This is a genomic window from Corynebacterium sp. (assembly GCF_022712275.1).
Taxonomy (GTDB): Bacteria; Actinomycetota; Actinomycetes; order Mycobacteriales; family Mycobacteriaceae; genus Corynebacterium.
Map to the genome: position 1 here is coordinate 1 of NZ_JALAGU010000034.1, position 21,686 is coordinate 21,686.

Annotated in this window: 16 protein-coding genes; 8 read left to right on the forward strand and 8 right to left on the reverse strand. The window is 66.8% G+C overall.

The genetic code is table 11. The annotated features are described in order from the left end of the window. A partial coding sequence (locus Q0A27_RS08125) for a hypothetical protein (RefSeq protein ID WP_291474558.1) occupies positions 1-1,692 on the forward strand: 1,692 nt, incomplete at its 5' end. Here Q0A27_RS08125 and uvrA read toward each other — a convergent pair. After that, a complete protein-coding gene (gene uvrA, locus Q0A27_RS08130; RefSeq protein WP_291474559.1) occupies positions 1,689-4,535 on the reverse strand; it encodes an excinuclease ABC subunit UvrA in 2,847 nt (948 codons plus the stop codon). The two genes, Q0A27_RS08125 and uvrA, sit on opposite strands and share 4 nt — an antisense overlap. A 143-nt stretch (positions 4,536-4,678) precedes the next feature. On the opposite strand from uvrA, the gene Q0A27_RS08135 reads away from it, so the two are divergent. The 4 genes from Q0A27_RS08135 to Q0A27_RS08150 all read left to right on the forward strand — a co-directional run bounded on the left by Q0A27_RS08135 (position 4,679) and on the right by Q0A27_RS08150 (position 10,287). Continuing rightward, the gene (locus tag Q0A27_RS08135; RefSeq protein WP_291474560.1) at positions 4,679-5,416 is read left to right on the forward strand and encodes an MBL fold metallo-hydrolase; all 738 of its coding nucleotides are present in this window, start codon (positions 4,679-4,681) and stop codon (positions 5,414-5,416) included. A 32-nt stretch (positions 5,417-5,448) separates the two neighbouring features. Further along, positions 5,449-7,785 carry an ATP-binding domain-containing protein gene (locus Q0A27_RS08140; RefSeq protein ID WP_291474561.1) on the forward strand — a complete coding sequence of 779 codons (2,337 nt, stop codon included), beginning with the start codon at positions 5,449-5,451 and terminating at the stop codon, positions 7,783-7,785. A 50-nt stretch (positions 7,786-7,835) separates the two neighbouring features. Next, entirely contained in the window at positions 7,836-9,416 is a 1,581-nt protein-coding gene (locus tag Q0A27_RS08145) for an alpha/beta fold hydrolase (RefSeq protein WP_291474562.1), read from the forward strand. A 97-nt stretch (positions 9,417-9,513) separates the two neighbouring features. Continuing rightward, a complete protein-coding gene (locus Q0A27_RS08150; RefSeq protein ID WP_291474563.1) occupies positions 9,514-10,287 on the forward strand; it encodes a MerR family transcriptional regulator in 774 nt (257 codons plus the stop codon). Positions 10,288-10,963: 676 nt separating this feature from the next. On the opposite strand, the gene Q0A27_RS08155 is transcribed toward Q0A27_RS08150, so the two are convergent. Genes Q0A27_RS08155 through Q0A27_RS08170 form a run of 4 tightly spaced genes read right to left on the reverse strand, consistent with a single transcriptional unit; the run spans position 10,964 to position 14,513 of the window. After that, entirely contained in the window at positions 10,964-11,398 is a 435-nt protein-coding gene (locus Q0A27_RS08155; protein WP_291474564.1) for a universal stress protein, read from the reverse strand. Positions 11,399-11,416: 18 nt separating this feature from the next. Beyond that, positions 11,417-13,561 carry an excinuclease ABC subunit UvrB gene (gene uvrB / locus Q0A27_RS08160; protein ID WP_291474565.1) on the reverse strand — a complete coding sequence of 715 codons (2,145 nt, stop codon included), beginning with the start codon at positions 13,559-13,561 and terminating at the stop codon, positions 11,417-11,419. A gap of 9 nt (positions 13,562-13,570) precedes the next feature. Further along, positions 13,571-14,167 carry a dephospho-CoA kinase gene (gene coaE, locus Q0A27_RS08165; protein WP_291474566.1) on the reverse strand — a complete coding sequence of 199 codons (597 nt, stop codon included), beginning with the start codon at positions 14,165-14,167 and terminating at the stop codon, positions 13,571-13,573. Between the two features lie 10 nt (positions 14,168-14,177). Then, on the reverse strand, positions 14,178-14,513 hold the full coding sequence (locus tag Q0A27_RS08170) for a hypothetical protein (RefSeq protein WP_291474567.1): 336 nt from the start codon (positions 14,511-14,513) through the stop codon (positions 14,178-14,180). 118 nt (positions 14,514-14,631) lie between these two features. On the opposite strand from Q0A27_RS08170, the gene Q0A27_RS08175 reads away from it, so the two are divergent. Beyond that, on the forward strand, positions 14,632-15,162 hold the full coding sequence (locus Q0A27_RS08175; RefSeq protein ID WP_291474568.1) for a DUF4185 domain-containing protein: 531 nt from the start codon (positions 14,632-14,634) through the stop codon (positions 15,160-15,162). Here Q0A27_RS08175 and Q0A27_RS08180 read toward each other — a convergent pair. Continuing rightward, positions 15,143-15,403: a hypothetical protein gene (locus Q0A27_RS08180; protein ID WP_291474569.1), complete on the reverse strand. Its 261-nt coding sequence runs from the start codon at positions 15,401-15,403 to the stop codon at positions 15,143-15,145. The two genes, Q0A27_RS08175 and Q0A27_RS08180, sit on opposite strands and share 20 nt — an antisense overlap. A 109-nt stretch (positions 15,404-15,512) precedes the next feature. Next, the gene (locus Q0A27_RS08185) at positions 15,513-16,829 is read right to left on the reverse strand and encodes an acetyl-CoA C-acetyltransferase (RefSeq protein ID WP_291474570.1); all 1,317 of its coding nucleotides are present in this window, start codon (positions 16,827-16,829) and stop codon (positions 15,513-15,515) included. Positions 16,830-17,086: 257 nt separating this feature from the next. Between Q0A27_RS08185 and Q0A27_RS08190 the strand changes: the two genes are divergently transcribed. Then, positions 17,087-18,421: a 3-oxoacyl-ACP reductase gene (locus Q0A27_RS08190; RefSeq protein ID WP_291474571.1), complete on the forward strand. Its 1,335-nt coding sequence runs from the start codon at positions 17,087-17,089 to the stop codon at positions 18,419-18,421. 9 nt (positions 18,422-18,430) lie between these two features. Continuing rightward, positions 18,431-19,360 (forward strand): MaoC/PaaZ C-terminal domain-containing protein, encoded by a 930-nt coding sequence (locus Q0A27_RS08195; RefSeq protein ID WP_291474572.1) that lies wholly within the window; start codon positions 18,431-18,433, stop codon positions 19,358-19,360. A 180-nt stretch (positions 19,361-19,540) separates the two neighbouring features. Here Q0A27_RS08195 and Q0A27_RS08200 read toward each other — a convergent pair whose 3' ends face one another. Next, a complete protein-coding gene (locus Q0A27_RS08200) occupies positions 19,541-21,592 on the reverse strand; it encodes a glucose PTS transporter subunit IIA (RefSeq protein WP_291474573.1) in 2,052 nt (683 codons plus the stop codon). Positions 21,593-21,686 lie beyond the last annotated feature (94 nt).

A 21,686-nucleotide genomic window follows, 5' to 3' on the forward strand; every position in this document is an offset into this window, starting at 1 on the left:
CCTCCGGGCTACGGCCCCCCTCCGCCCCGGCCCGGCAGCTCACGCGACACCGTCACCACCGTCATCTCCTGGCTCGGCGCGGCGATCCTCATCCTGGGCCTCATCTTCCTCACCGTCCATGCCGTCGAGCACAACTGGTTGGGCGCCGAAGTCGCCGTCATCCTGGCCGCCGCGATCTGCCTGACAGTCGGCGCCTACTCCCTGGTGGCACAGCGGAAATCGCCGGACGGCCCGGTCGCCCCGGCACTGCTCACCGTCGCCGTCCTCGGTCTGCTCGCGGACATCTGGGTCACCGTCTTCGGACTGGAGTGGATCGATCCCTGGGTCGGCGCGGTCCTCATCGGGCTGACCTGCGCCCTCGGGCTGGGGATCGCCCGGTGGTGGGACCAGGTCTGGCTCGCTTTCGTCCTCATGGTCACCGGCGGACTGTTCCTGGCACCGGCCACACTCTGGCTGGTCTGGGACGACCGCTCCCCGACCGTCGAGGCCGCGTGCCTGCTCACCCTCGGCATCATCGGCTGGGCGTCGACGGCCGGCCGGTACTGGCTTCCCGTGGACATCGCGGCCGCACTTGTCTTCCTCAGCGGTGTCGGTCTCGTCCCGGACGGGGATGCCGCGGTGACGCTGACCACAGCTTCTCTGGCCGCCGTCATTGTCCTCACCTGGCTCGGTCTGTTCCCGGTCGCGCCTTCGTCCACCTCAGCCACGGTCATCGGCATTCTGGCCCGGTGGGCCCCCGCGGTCCTGCTGCCTGCTCTGACCTTCCTCAACACCACCACCTGGTCCGGCTACTTCGACGACACCGCGATCACCTCCGCCCACTGGTGCGCACTGGGCATCGGCCTGGTGACGTGCGCCGTGCCGGTGGCATGGCAGATCCTGACCGACGGGACTCTCGCCCTGCCGCCCCGCCCGCAGGTACCGCCGAACATGCCGCCGGTCCGGCAGGGACCGCCCGGCTACCCCGTGCTTCCGGTACCGCGTCCTGTCCTCCCCACGTCCGCCGCCGACGCGATGCGTGCGACCCTCGCGACCGGAGTGACCACCCTCGGCCTCGTCATGACCAGCATGTACACGCGCTCCGACTGGACCTGGTGGCTGTGTGCGGTGGTGGTTCTCGCCGGCGCACTGGTGTGGTTCTCCCCGGTTCTTCCCCCGGTGGTCCCCTGGCTCTTCGGCGGATTCACCGTCCTGGCGTGCCTCCATCTCCTCGGCCCCGCCTGGAACCGTGAGATCGGCATGGACGCCCGACCGCTGTGGCTGCCCCCGCTGCTCCTGCTGGTCGTCGGACTGCTGGTCCTGTACCGTGAGGACGCCCTGCGACTCAGTCTCCCGGGAAAGACCGTCACCGGTGGGGTCCTGCTGGTTCTCGGGACGTCCGCGATCCCGCTGCTCGCCCGCGACATCACCGACACCGGCAACTCCTTCATGACCGGGCATCTCATTGTGTCGGTGCTCTGGATGTCGGTCGGAGTCTTCTTCCTGCTCCGGGTGGACGCCGCCATCGGTCTGGGGATCGCACTGCTCGCCACGGCGAAGCTCGTGCTCTACGACCTGGCTGCCCTGGACGGACTGATCCAGGTCGCGGCATTCATCATCTGCGGACTGATCCTGCTGGCCTGCGCGGCATTCCGTGACCGCAGCAGCAGGGCCACGTCCGACGACCCCGGTCCCCGAGCAGACCCGGCCTAGACCAGCTCGCTGAGATACCGGCCGGTGTGGGAGGCCTCGACACGGGCCACCTGCTCCGGCGGGCCCTCTGCCACGACGGTGCCGCCACCGGCACCACCTTCCGGACCCATGTCGATGATCCAGTCCGCGGCCTTGATGACGTCCAGGTTGTGCTCGATGACCAGGACTGTGTTGCCCTTGTCCACGAGTCCCTGGATGACCAGCATGAGCTTGCGGATGTCCTCGAAGTGCAGACCGGTGGTCGGCTCGTCGAGGATGTAGACCGTCCGACCGTTGGACCGCTTCTGCAGCTCACTGGCCAGCTTCACGCGCTGCGCCTCACCACCGGACAGCGTCGTCGCCGCCTGACCGAGCCGCACGTATCCCAACCCGACATCGACCAGGGTGTCGAGATAGCGGGAGATCGAGGTGACCGGGCCGAAGAACTCCGCAGCCTCGCTGATCGGCATGTCGAGGACCTCGGCGATGGACTTCCCCTTGTAGTGGACCTCCAGGGTCTCCCGGTTGTACCGGGCACCCTGGCAGACCTCGCAGGGGACGTAGACGTCCGGCAGGAAGTTCATCTCGATCTTCAGCGTGCCGTCACCGTGGCAGGCCTCGCAGCGTCCGCCCTTGACGTTGAAGCTGAACCGGCCGGCCTTGTAGCCGCGGACCTTGGCCTCGGCGGTCTCGGCGAAGAGGTTGCGGATCTTGTCGAAGACACCGGTGTACGTCGCCGGGTTCGAGCGCGGCGTCCTGCCGATCGGACTCTGGTCCACGCGCACCAGCTTGTCCAGTTGGTCAAGTCCGGTGACCTTACGGTGGTGGCCGGGCACCTGGCGGGCACCGTTGAGCTGGTTGGCCAGCACCTGGGCGAGGATCCCGTTGACGAGGCTGGACTTGCCGGAGCCGGAGACACCGGTGACACAGGTCAGAACACCCAGCGGGAAGTCGACGGTGACGTTCTTCAGGTTGTTCTCGGTGGCACCGTGGACGGTGATGACCCGGTCGGTGTCCACCTCACGTCGCTGCTCAGGAACGGCGAGAATCCGCTGCCCGGACAGGTACTGACCGGTGATGGACTCGGCACAGTCGAGAATGCCCTCCGGCTCACCCTGGTAGACGACGTGACCACCGAACTCGCCGGCCCGGGGGCCGATGTCCACGAGCCAGTCGGCGGTCCGGATCGTCTCCTCGTCGTGCTCGACGACGATGAGGGTGTTACCGATGTCCCTCAGATGCTTGAGGGTGGCGATGAGGCGGGTGTTGTCACGCTGGTGCAGGCCGATCGACGGCTCGTCGAGTACGTAGAGGACGCCGGCCAGTCCCGACCCGATCTGGGTCGCCAGCCGGATGCGCTGCGCCTCGCCGCCGGACAGGGTGCCGGCCGCCCGGGACATCGACAGGTAGTTCAGACCGACGTCGATGAGGAACCGCAGACGCGCCTGGATCTCCTTGAGGACGCGTCCGGCGATCATCTCGTCACGGGAGTTGAGGGTGAGACTGTCGAGGAAGCTGCTGGCGTCCTCGATACTCATCGCGGAGACGTCGGCGATGGACTTCTCCCCTGATTCGGAGTCGACGGTCACCTGGAGAATCTCCGGACGCAGGCGGGTACCACCACAGGCCGGGCACGGCACCTCGCGCATGTAGCCGAGGTAGCGCTCCTTCTGGTTGTCGCTCTCCGCCTGGTCGATCTTGCGGTGCAGGTAGTGCAGGACGCCTTCGAACGGCGCGGAGTACTGGCGCGACCGGCCGTAGCGGTTCCGGTAGCGGACGGTGATCTCCTCGGGGTGCCCGTCGAGCACCGCCTTGCGCTCCTTCTTCGTCAACTCCGACCAGCGGGTGTCGGGCTCGATGCCGAGGTTCTCCGCCAGTGCGGTGAGCAGCTTGTCGAAGTAGCGGTGGTTCGGGCTGGACGCCCAGGGCGCGATCGCACCGACGAGCGGGGCGTCCTCGTCCGGGATGATCAGTGCCTCGTCAACCTCGAGCTTTGTACCGAGACCGTCGCAGGACGGGCAGGCACCGTAGGGACTGTTGAAGGAGAAGCTGCGCGGCTCCAGCTCGTCGATGGCCAGGGCATGGCCGTTGGGGCAGGCCATGTTCTCGGAGAAGCGGCGGCGACGGTCGGGGTCACCGTCGTCGAGGCTGACGAAGTCGAGCACCACACGACCGTCAGCCAGGCCGAGGGCGGTCTCCACGGACTCGGTGAGCCGTTGTTTCTGGGAGAGCTTGACCTGCAGTCGGTCGACGATGACGTCGATGTCGTGCTTGACCTGCTTCTCCAGCTGGGGCGGATCAGTGAGACGGTAGGCCTCACCGTCGACGAGGACACGGGCGTAGCCCTGGGCGGCGAGATCCTCGAAGAGGTCGACGAACTCACCCTTGCGGGTGCGCACCACCGGAGCGAGAACCTGGAACTTCAGGCCCTCCTCCATGTCGAGGACCTGGTCGACGATCTGCTGCGGCGTCTGGCGTTCGATACGTGCCCCGCACTCGGGGCAGTGCGCGATACCGGTACGGGCGAACAGCAGACGCAGGTAGTCGTGGATCTCGGTGATCGTGCCCACGGTCGACCGCGGGTTCCGGTTCGTCGACTTCTGGTCGATGGACACCGCCGGCGACAGACCTTCGATGAGTTCTACGTCCGGCTTGTCCATCTGGCCGAGGAACTGGCGGGCGTAGGAGGACAGTGATTCGACATAGCGCCGCTGTCCCTCCGCGAAGATGGTGTCGAAGGCGAGGGAGGACTTGCCGGATCCGGACAGTCCGGTGAAGACGATCATCCGGTCGCGGGGCAGGTCAATGTCCACCCCCTTGAGGTTGTGTTCGCGGGCTCCGCGCACGGTGAGGATCTCAGCCACCGGTGAACTCCTGGATTCTTCTCGGTCAGTGCAGTGTGGTGCAGGGTCGTGCAGTCAGCCTGCAGTCTACGTCAGTCTACGGGTTTTTCTCGAACGCGTAATCGACAACGGCACCGTGCCCCGCACGTCACTAGGGTGGGGCCATGATCACTCCCGAAGACACCACCGGCACCGGAGCAGACGGCACCTTCAGCCACCTCGACGCCCCGGGCGACGCCCACAGCATCACCACCACCGGCGCCGGGCGTCCCCTGACCGTGGTGAAGACCACCGTCGGCGGCATGGACAACGACAGCTACCTCATCGCCAGCGGCGGGGATGCGCTGCTCATCGACGCCGCCGATGAGGCGGAACACCTTCTGGCTCTCGCAGGAGAACTGGGCGTGCGGGTCACCGACGTGCTGACCACCCATCAGCACCACGACCATGTCCGGGCCCTGGCCGAGGTTCTCGCCGCGACCGGTGCCCGCCACCACGCCCCGGGTCCGGACGCCCCGGATCTTCCGGCCGCCGCGGACCGGACCTGGGGCGACGACCGTTCACCGGAGGGGGACGCCGGCGAACTGCTCGACCCGGCATCGCCCGCACTCGCCGAACTGGGTATGCTGGTCGTCCTGTTGCGCGGGCACACACCGGGCGGACTGGCCCTGGCCCTACCCACCGACGACGGCCCGACCCATCTGTTCACCGGGGACAGTCTCTTCCCCGGCGGGGTGGGCAACACCGCCACTCCGGAGGACTTCACCCGTCTTCTCGATGACGTGACCGCGCGCTGCTTCCGCTACCCCGACTCCACCGTGGTCCACCCCGGCCACGGCGATGACACCACCCTCGGTGCCGAGCGTCCCGCACTGGACACCTGGCGCGACCGGGGCTGGTGAGAGCAACCCACTCATACTCAGACCTGGAGATCATGACCGACAACTCCGACTCTCCCCTTCCCGCCGTCGCCGAGGAACAGCTCCGGCTCGACGAGCTGCTCGCCCATGTCGATGCCGCCCGCGAACGACTCACCGCCCGGGCCCGCGCGGTCCAGCGGCTCACGGCGGACATCGACCATCCACAGGCCCTGCTCGAACGCGACCACGAGACCTACGAGATCTCCCAGCGCCTCGCCGAGTACTCCGCCGCCGAGATCGGCCTGTTTTTCGGTCGTATCGACGTGGAGGACGCCGACCCGGAGAACCCTGTCACCGACCACGGCCCCGGCGGCGACGGTTCCACCCTGGACCGCCGCTACATCGGACGCATCGGCCTGCACGCCGACGACGACGAGATGCGGACGCTTCTCATGGACTGGCGCGCACCGCTGGCCCGCCCCTTCTACCTCGCCACCACCCTGCACCCGGAGGGCGTGCACACCCGGCGCCACATCCGGACGTCAGGACGCGCCGTCACCGCGGCTGCCGATGAACGGCTCAGCGGAGACGACTCCTACACCGGTGACACCGCCGACGGCGGTGAGGGTTCCGTCGCCCAGGAGGGCGCACTGCTGTATGCGGTGAACCGGGCCCGGTCGCGGCACATGACCGACATCGTCGACACCATCGTCGCGGAACAGGACCGGATCATCCGCGAGAACCACCGCGGCGTCACCGTCGTCCAGGGCGGTCCGGGCACCGGCAAGACGGCCGTCGCCCTCCACCGCACCGCGTACCTCCTCTACACCTGGCGCGAACAGCTGGAGCGGACCGGCGTCCTCATCGTCGGACCCAACCCCCGCTTTCTCGACTACATCTCCCAGGTCCTGCCGAGTCTCGGTGAGACCGGTGTGGTACTGGCGACGCCGGGCACACTCTACCCCGGCATCACCACCCGACCGATGAGCGCCGAGCCGCTGCTGTCACAGGAGGTCAAGGGGTCCTCGGAGATGGTGGACATCCTCAGCAACGCCGTCCGCGAACTGCAGACTGTCCCGGACAGTCCAGCGACGTTCCTTGTCGACGGAGTGACGATCAGCCTCACTCCGGCGATGGTGAAGGGCGCCCGGACCACCGCACGCCGGTCTCGGCGTCCGCACAACCAGGCCCGGGAACGGTTCTTCGCCAGCGCCCTCGACCGGCTGCGGGACGCCATGGCGGACAAGATCGGTACCGACCCGCTCGGCGGGGAGAACCTGCTGTCCGCCGCCGACCGCGCCCAGCTGCGCGAGGATCTCGGCAGTGAGGACCAGGTCCTCGAAGCCCTCGACGGATTCTGGCCGACGCTGACCCCCGAGGAGGTTCTCGCCGGGCTCTACGGTTCCCGCGAGGCCGTGGACTCCGCGGCGTCCGACTACGACGATCTCACCCGCCGGGCGCTACTGCGCACTGACGGATCAGTCGAGCCTGACGACTGGACCGAGGCAGACGCCCCACTGCTCGACGAGCTCGCCGAGATCCTCGGGGTCGTCGGCGTCGAGGAAGCCGAGGCCGAAGAGCAGAAGAAGTGGCAGGCCCAGGTCGCCGAGGCGCAGGAGGCACTCGACATCCTCACCGGCTCCGCGTACCAGGACCTCGATGACGGGACGGACGCCGAGATCCTCATGGCCTACGACGTCATCGACGCCGAACAACTCGCCGAGCGTCAGCGTGTCCGGGAGACCATGTCCACCGCCGAGCGGGCCGCCGCGGACCGCACCTGGGCCTTCGGCCACGTCATCGTCGACGAGGCACAGGAGCTCTCGGAGATGGCCTGGCGGATGGTGTTCCGCCGTGCCCCGAACCGGTGGATGACCCTGGTCGGCGATCCGGCGCAGACCGGCAGCCCGGCCGGGGTGGAATCCTGGTCGGACGCCCTCTCCCCTTTCGTCAAGGACCGGTGGAAGCTCCACGAACTCACCGTGAACTACCGCACACCGGCGGACATCGCCGAGATCGCCTCGGCAATCCAGGCAGAGGTCGCCCCGGACCAGCAGGTTCCTTCCAGCCTGCGCGAGACCGGTACCGGCGTGCGCGAGGGCGATCTCGCCGATCTGGAGGACGCCGTGACACAGGCGGCGACGGCCGCCGGCGAGGGCCTCACCGGCCTCATCGCCGCCCCGGAGCGGCTGCCGGCACTGCGAGACCTCGCTGAGCGGACGTCTTCCGTCGGCGAGATCGTGGTCTCCGACGTCAACGGCGCCAAGGGACTCGAGTTCGACGAAGTCGTGCTGGTGGAGCCTGCGGAGCTCGTCGCGGCATCCCCGCAGGGGCTCAATGACGTCTATGTGGCGGTCACCCGTGCCACCCAGGGGCTCACCCTCGTCCATGACGATGAACTTCCATGGTGATTCTCAGCAGATGTTAGGCTGAGCGGCACAACGACTCCGAAAGGACCCCAGTGCCGACCCGGACCTCACTCCGTATCCTGCTCGCTGCCTCCCTCTCAGCCACCGTGGTCGTCCCGACCGGTACGGCCGGGGCTGATCCCACAGGTGAGGGCCCGTCACTGAACTGGGGACCCTGCCCCGTCGGTTCAGGTGCCGAAGCACCGACCGAGTGCACCGAGATCGAGGTCCCCCGCGACTACGCCGATCCGGACGGGGCGACCATCTCTCTGACCATGAGCCGTGTCCCGGCCACCGGGGAACGCAAGGGCACGATCGCCGGCAACCCCGGCGGTCCCGGTGGCGATGCGCTGGGGATGTTCGCCACCTCCGACGCCGAAACTCCGGAGGCAGAAGGACGCATCACCCTGCCCGCCGATGTCCGGGAACACTATGACCTGCTGGCAGTGGAACCACGTGGCCTGGCCTGGGGAACTCCACTGGACTGCCCGGTCGCGGCGTCCCCGTTGACCACCGCCGGTGACATCTACGCCTCCTGTGAGTCGAAAGACCCCGGATACGCGTCCACCGTCACCACCGACAACACCGCCCGCGATCTTGACGAGGCACGCAAAGCACTCGGCGAGGACCGGCTGAACCTCTACGGTGTCTCCTACGGTGGGCCACTGATGGCGACCTACGCCACGCTGTTCCCGGAGCACACCGACCGCGTCCTGCTGGACTCGTCGGCGTCCCCGGACCAGCGCTGGTTCGGTCTCGGCGCCGCACGCAAGCAGGCCCGGATCGACGGGCTCAACGCGATGTTCGCCTGGCTTGCCGAGCGAGATGACGAGTACCATCTCGGTACCACTCCACTGCAGGTCTACCAGCGGTGGGCCGAGGTCATCACCGGCCCCTACGGCGTCCAGATGCCGGTGACCCCGCCGTCGGCGGAGGACGCGGACCTTCCCGCCGGCTCGGCGGTTCTCCCCGGTGAGCTCGGAACCCGGTTCCTCGACGGCCTGGTGTACGCACAGTGGCGAGCCGGAACGCTGGTAGATACCGGTCGGCAGATCATTGGAGAAGAGAGTGCCACCACCGGTGTCGTCTCCGGGTTCTCCCTCGCGATGGCGGCGATCCGGAATCAGACCCTATGGCCGTTGCTCGGAGAACAGCTCAGCGACCCTGAGGCGGCCGACGCCCGGAATGCGGAGGAACTCGATGCACTCCCGGAACCGACCGAGGAGGAGATCACTGCCCAGGAGGAGATGGCGGCCTCGGCCAGTTACGTCGAGCGGGCGATCACCTGCAACGAGAACACCAACACCCCGGACCGCTCCCTGGCACCGTCCTGGTGGCTCTCCCACCTGACCGGTGGAGACCTCATCCGCGGTAACGAGGATTGGATCGCCTCCGGCGAGTTCTGCTCCGGGTGGGACGCCACCACCACACCAACCGAGGTCTCGGGTGATGACCTCGACCGCGCCCCACTGAGCATCGGCTACACACAGGACGCGACAGTCTCCGCTGACGGTGCGCCGGACATGCACCGGGCCATGGGTGGCGAGCTCGCCACCGTCGACGGCTACTCCCACGGCGTCCTGCTGGTGGAGCCGGAGCTTCTCGCCGACAAGGTCAGCGACTACTTCGCCTGAGCGGGATCATCTGCTTGACCTTGTCATGCTGACAACGTGCACGATGGTGGCATGCGGATCAGCGAGGCTGCTGCGACAGCAGGATGCTCCCCCGAATGTGGTCCGTAACTACCACCGGACAGGGGCGCTACCGGAGCCGGAGCGGACACCCAACGGGTACCGGGACTATACGGTCGATGACGTTGCCCGGCTCATCCGACTGACCACGCTGACAGCTGCGGGGATTCCAGCAACCACCGTCGCCCGCATCACCGACCACCGCGATCTACTTCAGGACGCCCTGCTCGCCGTCGACTCCCGTATCGAGGAACTTCACCGGCAACGGTCGCGGATCCTCTCCCTGCTCACCGGCGGCCGGTCCATCCCACCGGACATCATCGACCTGCTGACTGATTTCCGGCAATGGACAATGGGCAGGGAACCGGAGGATTCCGCTGTAGTCGCTCTACTGGACCTCGACACCCGGGCGCTCCAACTGATGGTGGACACCGACATGACCACGGCGGACACCTGGACGCTTCTCCGCTCGTCACTGGTGTCCGCGCAGGCCAGGGAGAGTTCTCTGGCGGGGTACCATGCCTGGCACCTCCTCGGAGACGTCACGTCTGCCGATCCTGACATGCCGGATCTCATCGCCCGCTGCCGTCGCGGCCTACGGGACGGCGTCTTCTCCGGTCTCACCGAAACTCTCCGCCCGGGCGACCTGCCCCTGTCTCCAGCGGACATCCCGGTGACTGGAGCACAGTCTGCGGCGTTGCCGCACTGCTGGCGGAGCTCACCCCGTGATGCTTCTGCTCAGGCATCCCGGTGTAAGGCTGCTGCGGGGCGAACTCCGGCTATGGACCGATCTTGTCCTGTTGTGCCGGGGTAGGTCAGTGTTCCCGCCCGGAGCAGTCCCGCTTCCCGCCACGCAGGGGTTGTGGTTTCTCCCCGGAGCCCTGACCGCGGTCACTGCCGTCGAGATCACCGCAGTCGAGCTTCTTGTCTCCTCGGCGTTGGTCCGTGTAGTCGTCACCGTGATCTCGGTCTACTCACTGCTGCTGTTGTGGTCCGTTTTCGGCCGACGGAAGGTGTACCCGCCCTTCGTCAGCGATCGGGCACTGGTGATACGTCAGGGGCGGACAACACTTGCGGACATTCCTCGGGAAAGCATCTCGGCCATCACAGCGGATCGAAACTACCGTACAGACCGCGCGATCACCGACGACGGAACCCTGGTGCTCGGCAACGGAAACGGGACCAACCTGGAGATCCGGTTGACTGAGGGGGTGGATGCGGCGGATCCGGACCGGTGGCCACGGCAAAGCCGGTCACCGCAGAGATCACCGAAGTGCTGTTGTGGGTCGATGATCCTGCCGCTGCCGTCGCTGCGCTCGGCAGGAGCGATGCCTGAACCACACGGAACGGACCGGCTACATCATGCATCCACATTGTGCATTCTCAACCCTGTCCACCTGCAAGAAACATGCAGGTAGGACGAATATCCCCTCACTGTAGCGGGCGCTACAGCATGCATAATGTTCGGAAAAGAAGGAGGGAAGGTCCGGCTACACCGTGTGGACGATCATCACGTCGCAGTCGGACTGACGGGCGACGTCCGCCGGCACTGAACCGAGCAGACGCCCGGTCAGCGAGTTGATCCCCCGGTTACCGACGACGAGGAGGTCCGCCTTCACGTCGGTGACGATCCCCATCAGAGCCTCCACCGGAGACCCTGCCTTGATGGCGGTCTCGACAGTCGAGCAGCCCTCCTCCTGCGCCGCGGTCACCGCGGACGCGAGGTTCTGCTGGGCCGGGGAATCGCCGACGACTGTCTTCGAGTCCATCCGCACCGCCTGGACTGCGGCGTCCTGGTCAGCGTAATAGGCGCAGCCGATGACCAGCGTGGCGTCGAACGCAGCGGCAAGCGCTGCCGCCCGCCGCACAGCGAGAAGAGATGACTCTGAACCGTCGGTGCCGACAACGATGGTGCTGTAGCTCATGGCGCCCAGGTTACCCCATCACAGGCCGGCCTCGACCATGCCACGCAACTCCTTTTTCAGGTCCGAGATCTCGTCGCGCAGACGCCCGGCAAGCTCGAACTTCAGTGCCCGGGCGGCGTCCTGCATCTGCGAGGTGAGGTCGGCGATGAGTTTCTCCAGCTCGGGACGCGCCAGGCTGCCGGCGCCCCGCCCGGAGACCGCAGAGACCCCTGACGGGCCGGCCGCGATGTCCACGTCGGCGCCGAATCCGGTCGACGCTGCCGGCTCTGCCGGGCCGTCCTCGCCACGGTTCTCGTAGACCTGGTCGAGGATGTCGGCGATCTTCTTCCGCAGCGGCTGCGGGTCGATACCGTGCTCGGTGTTGTAGGCGATCTGCTTGGCGCGGCGTCGTTCCGTCTCGTCGATGGCGTACTGCATCGAGTCAGTGATCTTGTCCGCGTACATGATCACTTCGCCGGAGACGTTGCGGGCGGCACGGCCGATGGTCTGGATCAGCGAGCGCTCCGAGCGGAGGAAGCCCTCCTTATCGGCGTCGAGGATCGCCACAAGCGACACCTCGGGCAGGTCGAGGCCCTCACGCAGCAGGTTGATACCGACGAGGACGTCGTACTCCCCCAACCGCAGCTGGCGCAGCAGTTCCACGCGCTTGAGCGTGTCGATGTCCGAGTGCATGTAGCGTACCTTCACCCCGTGCTCCAGCAGGTAGTCGGTGAGGTCCTCGGCCATCCGCTTGGTCAGGGTCGTGACCAGGACGCGTTCCTTCCTCTCCACACGCTGCCGGATCTGCTCGATAAGGTCGTCGATCTGCCCCTCGGTGGGGCGCACCTCGACCTTCGGGTCGACCAGACCGGTCGGGCGGATCACCTGCTCGACGAACTCACCGCCGGCCGCCGCGATCTCATAGTCGCCCGGGGTCGCCGACATGTAGACGCACTGGCCCTTACGGTCGTCGAACTCCTCCCAGGTCAGCGGCCGGTTGTCGAGCGCACTCGGCAACCGGAACCCGAAGTCGACCAGGTTGCGCTTGCGCGACATGTCTCCTTCGAACATGCCTCCGATCTGCGGCACAGTCACGTGGGACTCGTCGATGATAGTGAGGTAGTCGTCCGGGAAGTAGTCGATAAGCGTCGCCGGGGCGGACCCGGACTCCCGCTGGTCGATATGGCGGGAGTAGTTCTCGATGCCGGAACAGTAGCCGACCTGCTGGATCATCTCCAGGTCGTACTCGGTGCGCATCCGCAGCCGCTGCGCCTCGAGCAGCTTGCCGCGGTTCTCCAGGTCGGCGACCCGGTGCTCCAGCTCCTCACGGATGTCGGCCATCGCCTTCTCCATGCGCTCCGGACCGGCGACGTAGTGGGTGGCCGGGAAGATCCGGATCTCCTCGACCTCCCGGATCACGTCACCGGTCAGCGGGTGGATGTAGAAGAGACTGTCGATCTCGTCGCCGAAGAACTCGACCCTCACCGCCAGTTCCTCGTAGGCGGGGATGACATCGACCGTGTCGCCCTTCACGCGGAAGGCACCACGGGTGAAGGAGACGTCGTTGCGGTCGTACTGGATGTCGACGAGCAACCGGAGGAACCGATCCCGCTCGACCTCCTCCCCGACCTTGAGGACCACGGAGCGGTCCAGGTAGGACTGCGGGGTGCCCAGGCCGTAGATGCAGGACACCGAGGAGACCACCACGACGTCCCGACGTGACAGCAGGTTCGAGGTCGCCGAGTGACGCAGCCGCTCGACGTCGTCATTGATCGAGGAGTCCTTCTCGATGTAGGTGTCCGTCTGCGCGATGTACGCCTCAGGCTGGTAGTAGTCGTAGTAGCTGACGAAGTACTCGACGGCGTTGTTCGGCAGCAGACTGCGCAGCTCATTGGCCAGCTGAGCGGCCAGTGTCTTGTTCGGCGCCATGACCAGGGTGGGACGCTGCTGCTTCTCGATGAGCCAGGCCGCGGTCGCGGACTTGCCGGTACCGGTGGCACCCATGAGCACGATGTCCCGCTCGCCACGGCTCAACCGCTCATCGAGTTCCTTGATCGCCGCCGGCTGGTCACCGGCGGGTTCGTACTCACTGATGACCTCGAAGGACGAGTCGGTACGTTCAACCTCTCCGACCGGTCGGAACTCGGATTCGGAGAGGACGGGGTGTTCAGCTGCGAAGGCCATGTGCCCAGTCTAGGACCGGTGGGTCAGCCTCGCCCAGAACTCATCGACCTGACTCACCAGCGACGCCACGTCCTGCGAGTTGTCGAGCACGACGTCCGCCGCGGCGAGCCGGGTCTCCCGGTTGATCTGCGCGGCGATGCGACGCCGGGCGTCCTCCTCGTCGAGACCCCGGTACTCCACTAGGCGTCGGATCCGCAGTTCATCGGGGGCGTCGACGACGAGGACCGTGTCCACCATGTCGGTCTGGCCGTTCTCGATGAGCAGCGGCATGTCGTAGACCAGCACCGGGACGTCGGCGGCGCGGGCGTCCTCGAACTGCTGGAGAGTGCGTTCGTGGATCCGGGGGTGGGTGATGGAGTTCAGGGTCTCGGTGCCCTGCTGGGAGGCGAAGGCCTGGCGGGCCAGTTCCGCGCGGTCGAGGGTGCCGTCCGGGCGGATGACACCGGTGAAGGCCTCCCCCAGTTCCGCCAGAGCCGGCTCGCCGGGTTCGACGACCTCCCGGGCGATGAGGTCGGCGTCCACGACGGTGGCTCCGAGTTCCGCCAGTCGGGCGGAGACCGTCGATTTCCCGGAGCCGATCCCTCCGGTGAGTCCGATGATGTGCATGCGGCCCAGGCTACCCGGCGGTGCGGGGTTGCCGCGCCGACAACGCGAAAGAGCCGTACGGCGAAGAGGTCAGTGCGGCCTCGGCGTCCTCCCCTGCCAGGGCCGCTGCATTCGCGGCAACGGCCGCCGCCCACTCCGCGCGGGTCCGCGCGATCTCCGCTCCGATCTCGGAGCAGAACACTTGGTCGCCGGTGCCGAGGTCCCGGTTGAGCGGGCAGCCGGCGGAACCGTCGATCTGCTGCAGCGGGGGCAGATCGGGAATCAGCTCGGTGGTGTCGGTGGTGTTCCTGGCCTCGGTGGCAGGGGCTTCCTCAGCCCCTGCGAAGACCGGGGCACCTAGTGACATAACGACAACAAATGCGGTGGTCAGGACGGTTGCGGCGGGGTCGCGTGGCGTGTCATTCCGCGAAGTACAGTCATCTCCGTTCCGACGTTTTCACCTGACACTTCACCCGAGGAGCGGCATGCCCCGCCACCGTTCACCCCGCGCGTCCCGCAGCGTCCCCGTCCTGTTGACGACCTCCACCCCGGACGCCGGGGACGGCCGCACTCTCATCGCCTTCGGCGACTCCTTCACCTGTAGTGGAGCGGGCAACGGCTGGTATCCCTACGCCCTGTTCGAGTCCCGGGACACCGATCCCACCGACGGTCTGTACGTCGACGGGACCGTCGACGGCAGCAGGTCCGGCGAGTTCCTGCCCACCTCGCTGAAGGTGCGGGGCGTCGAGTACACGAAGATCCCCACCTCCGGTATCGAGGTCGGTGGGGAGCAGTACGTCGATTTCATACCGGTGAAGTCCTGGGGGCAGGCCGGGATGTGGACCACCAACTGCGCACAGACCGTGGTCTCGCGCGCGCAGGTCCCGGACATCTACGGCGCCTTCATGCTGCCGGACCATGCCCCTGGACCCGACGGGAAACTCTACTTCGTAGCGACCAGCTGGGCCGGCTACAACACCATGATGCGTACCGACCTCACTGCGGTGCTGGGCTGAGGTTCCCGCTCACCGCGGTCAGCACCCGGAGGGTGGTGCGCAGGTCCTCCGGGAGTACGCCGCGCGTCATCGTCGTGACCACATTGGCCACGGCATCCTCGGCATCGGTGACCAGGTCGGTGGCGGCGGGGGTGGGTGTCGCTCCCCCGGTCCCGGTGTCGTCCTCGCCGCCGGCGCCACTGTCGTCCAGGAGCCCTTCGACGGCCCGTTCGCCGTCCACGGCGATGCATAAGTCGCGCACGGGCCGCGCAGGGCCCACAACGCCAACTACCCCAGGGTTGGAATCACTTGAGGATTCCACCCCCTGGGGTAGTTGGCGCGGGCGGTTCGGTCGCCTGAGCAGAGACTGACTAGCGCTCGATGATGGCGGTGATGCCCTGACCACCGGCGGCACAGATGGAGACGAGGACGCGGCCGCCGCCGTTCTCCTCGAGGATCTTCGCGGCGGTGGCGATGATGCGTCCACCGGTCGCGGCGAAGGGGTGACCGGCGGCGAGCGAGGAGCCCTTGACGTTGAGCTTGGCGCGGTCGATGGCGCCGAGCGGGGCGTCGAGACCGAGGCGGTCCTTGCAGTAGTCCTCGGACTCCCAGGCCTTGAGGGTCGCCAGGGTCTGACCGGCGAAGGCCTCGTGGATCTCGTAGAAGTCGAAGTCCTGCAGAGTCAGGCCGTTACGCTCCAGCAGACGCGGGACAGCGTAGGTCGGGGACATCAGCAGACCGTCCGGGGTGAGGCCGTCGTGGCCGTGGAGGAAGTCCACGGAGGCGGTCTCGGAGTCCACCAGGTACGCCTTGACCGGCAGGTTGTGCTCGGCGGCCCATTCCTCGGACGCCAGCAGCACGGCGGAGGCACCGTCGGTCAGCGGGGTGGAGTTACCGGCGGTCATGGTCGCCTGGGTGCCGTGGGCGGCGGCGTCCTTCCTGCCGAAGACCGGCTTGAGCTTGGACAGCTTCTCCACGGAGGAGTCCGGGCGCAGGTTCGTGTCGCGCTGGACGCCGAGGTACGGGGTCACGAGGTCCTCGAAGAATCCGGCGTCGTAGGCGGCGGCGAGCTTCTGGTGGGACTCGGCGGCGAGCTCGTCCTGGTCCTCGCGGGTGATGCCGAGCTCGCGGGTGGTGATGGCCTGGTGGTCACCCATGGACAGGCCGGTACGGGGCTCGCCGTTCTGCGGCTGCTCCGGGGCCAGCTGGGAGGGACGCACCGAGCCGAGCAGCTTCAGCATCTCGGGGGTGGACTTGGCGTTGTTGACCTTGATGAGGGTCTTACGCAGGTCGTCGTTGACGGCGAGCGGGGCGTCCGAGGTGGTGTCGGTACCCCCGGCGATGCCGGCGTCGATGCGGCCGAGCGCGATGGCGTCAGCGACCTGGACCGCGGCGGCGAGACCGGTACCGCAGGCCTGCTGCAGGTCGAAGGCCGGGGTCTCGTTGTCGAGGGCGGAGCCGAGGACGACCTCGCGGGTCATGTTGAAGTCACGGGCGTGCTTGAGCACGGCGCCGGCGACAACCATGCCGAGCTTCTCGTCCTGCAGGCCGTAGCGGGCGACCAGGCCGTTGATGGTGGAGGTCAGCATGTCCTGGTTGGACGCGCTGGAGTACTCCTTGTTGGACCGTGCGAAGGGGATGCGGTTGCCGCCGAGGATGGCGACCTTGCGCGGGGAGGAAGAGGTCATGTCGGTAATCACTCCGTCGTCGTTTGTCTGGTCAGTACCGTGTCTGGCGGCCAGCCTACCCGTGGGGGGGGTAGCGCCGGGCGCCGTATCCGGGGGGGTGTGGAACCCTTGTTGTGCCTGTCACTGATTTGCAGGACAGCGTACCGGGTCACACACTAGGGTACGAATGAGAACATACATTGTTCGAGCGGCCACAAGGTACGCTTTCGGATAACTGCTTCACCCACACACCGCTACAGACCAAGGAGATCAGTACATTGTCTTCCAACAAGGGCCTGCTGGAACAGATCATCAACTCCAGCTTCGCCGGTAAGCTCGGCGTCCCCCAGGGCGAGAAGCTGCGTCGACACAAGAAGGGTGAGCCCGCCCTCGACGGCCCGGTCGTCATCGGCGGCGAGGGCCGCGTGGCCGACGGTGTCCGGAAGTTCCTCGACACCGACTTCCAGTTCGTCGAGGCCGACACCGACATCAAGAAGTCCGCGATCATCTTCGACGCCACCGGCATCAAGACCCCCGAGGACATCAAGAAGCTCTACGAGTTCTTCCACCCCCAGATGCGCAAGGTGCGTCCGAACGCCCGCTTCCTCGTCATCGGCACCACCCCCGAGCTCATCGAAGACGCCGACGAGCGCATCGTCCAGCGCGCCATCGAGGGTTTCGTCCGCTCCCTGGCCAAGGAGCTGCTGCGCGGCGCCACCGCCCAGCTCATCTACGTCGACCCGGCCGTGAGCGACGATCTGTCCGGCCTCGAGGCCCCGGTCCGCTTCATCCTCTCCGGCAAGTCCGCCTACGTCGACGGCCAGGTCATCCGCGTCGACAACACCCACGTCGAGGCCCCCGAGTCCTGGGACGCCCCGACCGCCGGCAAGGTCGCCCTCGTCACCGGTGCCGCCCGCGGTATCGGCGCCGACATCGCCCGCGTCCTCGCCCGTGACGGCGCCAAGGTCATCATCGTCGACGTCCCCGCCGCCGGTGAGGCTCTCGCGGAGATCACCAACGAGGTCAAGGGTTCCGCCCTGCCGCTGGATGTCACCGCCCCCGACGCCGCTGACAAGATCAAGGCGCACGCCGAGGAGAAGTGGGGCCAGGGTGTGGACATCATCGTCCACAACGCCGGCGTCACCCGCGACAAGCTGCTCGCCAACATGGACGAGGGCAAGTGGAACCTCGTCGAGGCGATCAACTTCATCGCCCCGATCCGCATCACCGAGGGACTGCTGGAGAACGGCGGCCTCAACGAGGGCGGCCGCGTCATCACCCTGTCCTCCATGGACGGCCTCGCCGGCCAGCGCGGTCAGACCAACTACGCCATGTCCAAGGCCGGCATGATCGGCATCGCCGAGGCGCTGGCCCCGAAGGTCGCCGACAAGGGCATCACCGTCAACGCCATCGCCCCGGGTTTCATCATCACCGCGATGACCGCCGAGATCCCCACCGGCACCCGCGAGGTCGGCAAGCGTCTGAATTCCCTCAACCAGGGTGGTCTGCCGATCGACGTCGCCGAGGGCGTGGGCTTCTTCGCCGGCAACGCCTCCGGTGCGGTCACCGGTCAGTACCTCCGCGTCTGCGGCCAGCACCTGATGGGCGCCTAGGAGGTCACCGTGACTGTCACCTACAAGGAGCTCCCGGCGATCCCGGAGCTGATGACCGAGTACAAGTCCGCCGCCAAGGACCTCGTCCCCGCCGTGGGCACGAAGCGTTCGGCGAAGACCGACCCCGCCACCGGCTTCGAGGTCAAGGGCGTGAAAGTCAGTGTAAGGCACCTCGGTGCCTACTGCGCGTCCACCGGTCTCCGCCTGGCCAACGAGCTACCCGCCACGTACCTCTACGCGCTCTCCTTCCCGCTCGCGATGAAGGTCATGACCACCCCGGACTTCCCTTTCAACGCTGTCGGTGCGGTGCACCTCACCAACGTCATCGAGCAGACCCGCCCGCTGACCGTGGACGACGAGTTCACCATCCGCACCCACGCGGAAAACCTTCGTCCGCACCGCAGGGGACTGCTGATCGACATGGTCACCGAGGTCTTCGTCGAGGACGGGGGAGACACTCCGGTCTGGACCCAGACCTCCGGCTTCCTCGCCAAGGGTGTGAAGCTCTCCGGATCCGCTGACGCTGCAGTGAAGGCCCGTGAGGAGGATTCCGGCTCACTGTTCGAGCGTCCGGAGCTACCTGCGGACCCGACGCCCACGGCCACGTTCACCGCCACCCCGGCCACCATCAAGGTCTACGCGGACGCCTCGGGCGACAAGAACCCGATCCACGTCTCCGGCCTGGGTGCGAAGGCCTTCGGCTTCCCGTCCACCATCGCCCACGGCATGTGGTCGGCGGCGTCCGTCCTCGCTTCCCTGGAGGGAGAACTGCCCACCGGCGGTTCCCGCTTCTCCATCGAGTTCGCCAAGCCGGTCACGCTGCCGGCGAAGGTCGCCGAATTCACCGCGAAGGACACCTCCGGTGCCTGGGACGTCCAGCTGCGCAAGGCCTCCAAGCTGGATACCCTGCACGCGATCGCCCGCATTGAGGCGCTCTAGTCCGGAGTTCTTTTCCGGGCAACGCCAGCATTACGCCACCTGAGGTCGGTGGGCATCACTTCCCACCGACCTCAGGTGGCGTTCTGCGTGCACGATCATCACGTTTCAGGGACGTCCGTACAACCGGGACGCCCGAAACGTCATGATTGTGTACGCCCGGCCGTAGAGCCGGGCTTATTTCTAGGGTCGCTCCCCTGCTGCCGCCGAGTCCGACGCTGAGTCGGACGCTGAGTCGGACGCAACGTCCTCAGGCTCCGCCTCCTTCGCGGTGACGGTGATGATGTCGTCACCCGGTGCGGCGACGGGGGCGACCATCCCCTCCACCGAGGCGAACTTCTTCGAGTTCACCACCACGACCGGGGTCAGCGGAGAGAAGCCTGCGGCCTCGATCTTCGCCCGGTCGAAGCGGATCAGCGGTGTTCCTGCAGTGACCTGCTGCTTCTTCTCGACGAGGTTCTCAAAACCCTCACCTTCCATCTTCACCGTGTCGATACCGATGTGGATGAGCAGCTCGATGCCGGAATCCAGTCGCAGACCGATCGCATGGCCGGTCTTCTGCACGGTGAGGACCTTCCCGTCCGCCGGGGCGACCAGGGTGTCTCCGGTCGGATCGATGCACACGCCACCGCCCAGAGCTCCACTGGCGAAGGCCTCGTCCGGGGTCTCGGACAACGGCAGGACCTTGCCCTCGACCGGCGCAGTCACGACAGTGACCGCGCCGGGACGCAGAGCAGGCTTGATGTGGGCGGTTCCGGCGGCGACAGCGGCCTCCTCGATGCGGGCGTCCTCCGCGGCACTGGCCGCCTCGCGCTCAGCCTCGAGCTGGGCGAGAACTTCAGCCTTCTCATCCGCCCCGCGGTAGTCGAAGACGAGCACCAGGATCATGGAGGTGGCAAATGCAGCGGCAATACCGATGAGGTAGCCGCCCCACGGGTCCATGGCCGGGAAGGTCAACAGCGAGGTGAAGACGAAGGCATTGGCCTTGACGTCGAAGATGCCCATGATGACGCCACCGACGAAACAACCCGGGAGCAGGCGGACGTAGGTCTTCTTGAATCTCAGCAGCACACCGTAGAGCGAAGGTTCGGAGATACCGCCGAGCAGACCCGCCATGAGACCACCGAGGGAGACCTGCCGCATACCTTTGTTCTTCTCCCTGACAGACACGAAGAACACGCCGGCGACCACACCGAAGCAGGCGAAATTCCAGGCACCCATCGGCCCCTGGATGAAGTCGTAGCCCAGGGTCGCGAGGTTCTGCACCATGATCGCGTTGAGCGGCCAGTGCAGTCCCAGCGGCACGAGGAAGGGGTAGAGCAGCGGGATGACGATCGCCAGGATGAACGGCGAGAGGTCATTGGTCCATTCGAGGAAGTTCGAGATCCCGTTACCGATACCGATACCGAAGGGCCCCAGCAGGAAGGCGGTCAGCGGGATCATGATGAGTAGCGAGAAGAACGGCACGAACACCATCTGCACCGCAGACGGAATGAGCTTCTTCAGGCCCTTCTCCACCCAGTACAGGCCGATCGCGGCGATCAGCGGCGGGAAGACCTGCGACGAGTAGTCGTTGAGCACCAGGGGGAGACCGAAGATGTGGACGACGTCCTCCGGATCGCCCAGCGAGAGGAACTCCGGGGTGAGCAGGGCGGCGGGGATCGCTGCCCCCACCCACTCGTTCGCACCGAGCTTCCGGGCTGCGGTCGCACCGATCATGATCGGCAGGAAGTAGAACACCGACCGCCACATGGCGTGCAGCAGCACGTAGCCGTCCGGCTGATCCGCCATGTCGGCGCGGAAGTCCTGCCAGCCGAAGGTGTCGGCCAGCACCAGCATGGTGATGATGAGGGACGCGCCGAGCAGCGCCCACAGCACGGGGCGGAATGTGTCCGAGAGGAACTCGAAGCAGTAGTTGATCCAGTCGTACTTCCCCCGTACTCCCCCGTACTCCTTCTTGGCGGGGGTGGAGTCCGCATCCCCCATCCCGGGTTCCTTGACGATGGCGTTGTAGAATTCGGCGACGCCGCCGCCCATCACCACCTGGACGCCGTCACCGCCCTGCGGCACCACCCCCAGGACCTGCGGAGTGTTCTCCAGAGTGTCGAGATCGGCTTTCGACCGGTCATGGAGCTGGAATCTCAGTCTCGTCGCGCAGTAGGTGAGGTTGACGACGTTGTCCGCGCCACCCACCTCCTTGAGGATGCTCCGTGAGGTGTCTGTCGGGGATGGCATCGCGTTCCTGGCCTTTCAGAAAAAGGGAAGACAGAATGTGGTTTCCTCCGCCACTGTAGGCCCGGCCACCCCCGGAAGGAATCCCCCGGTACCC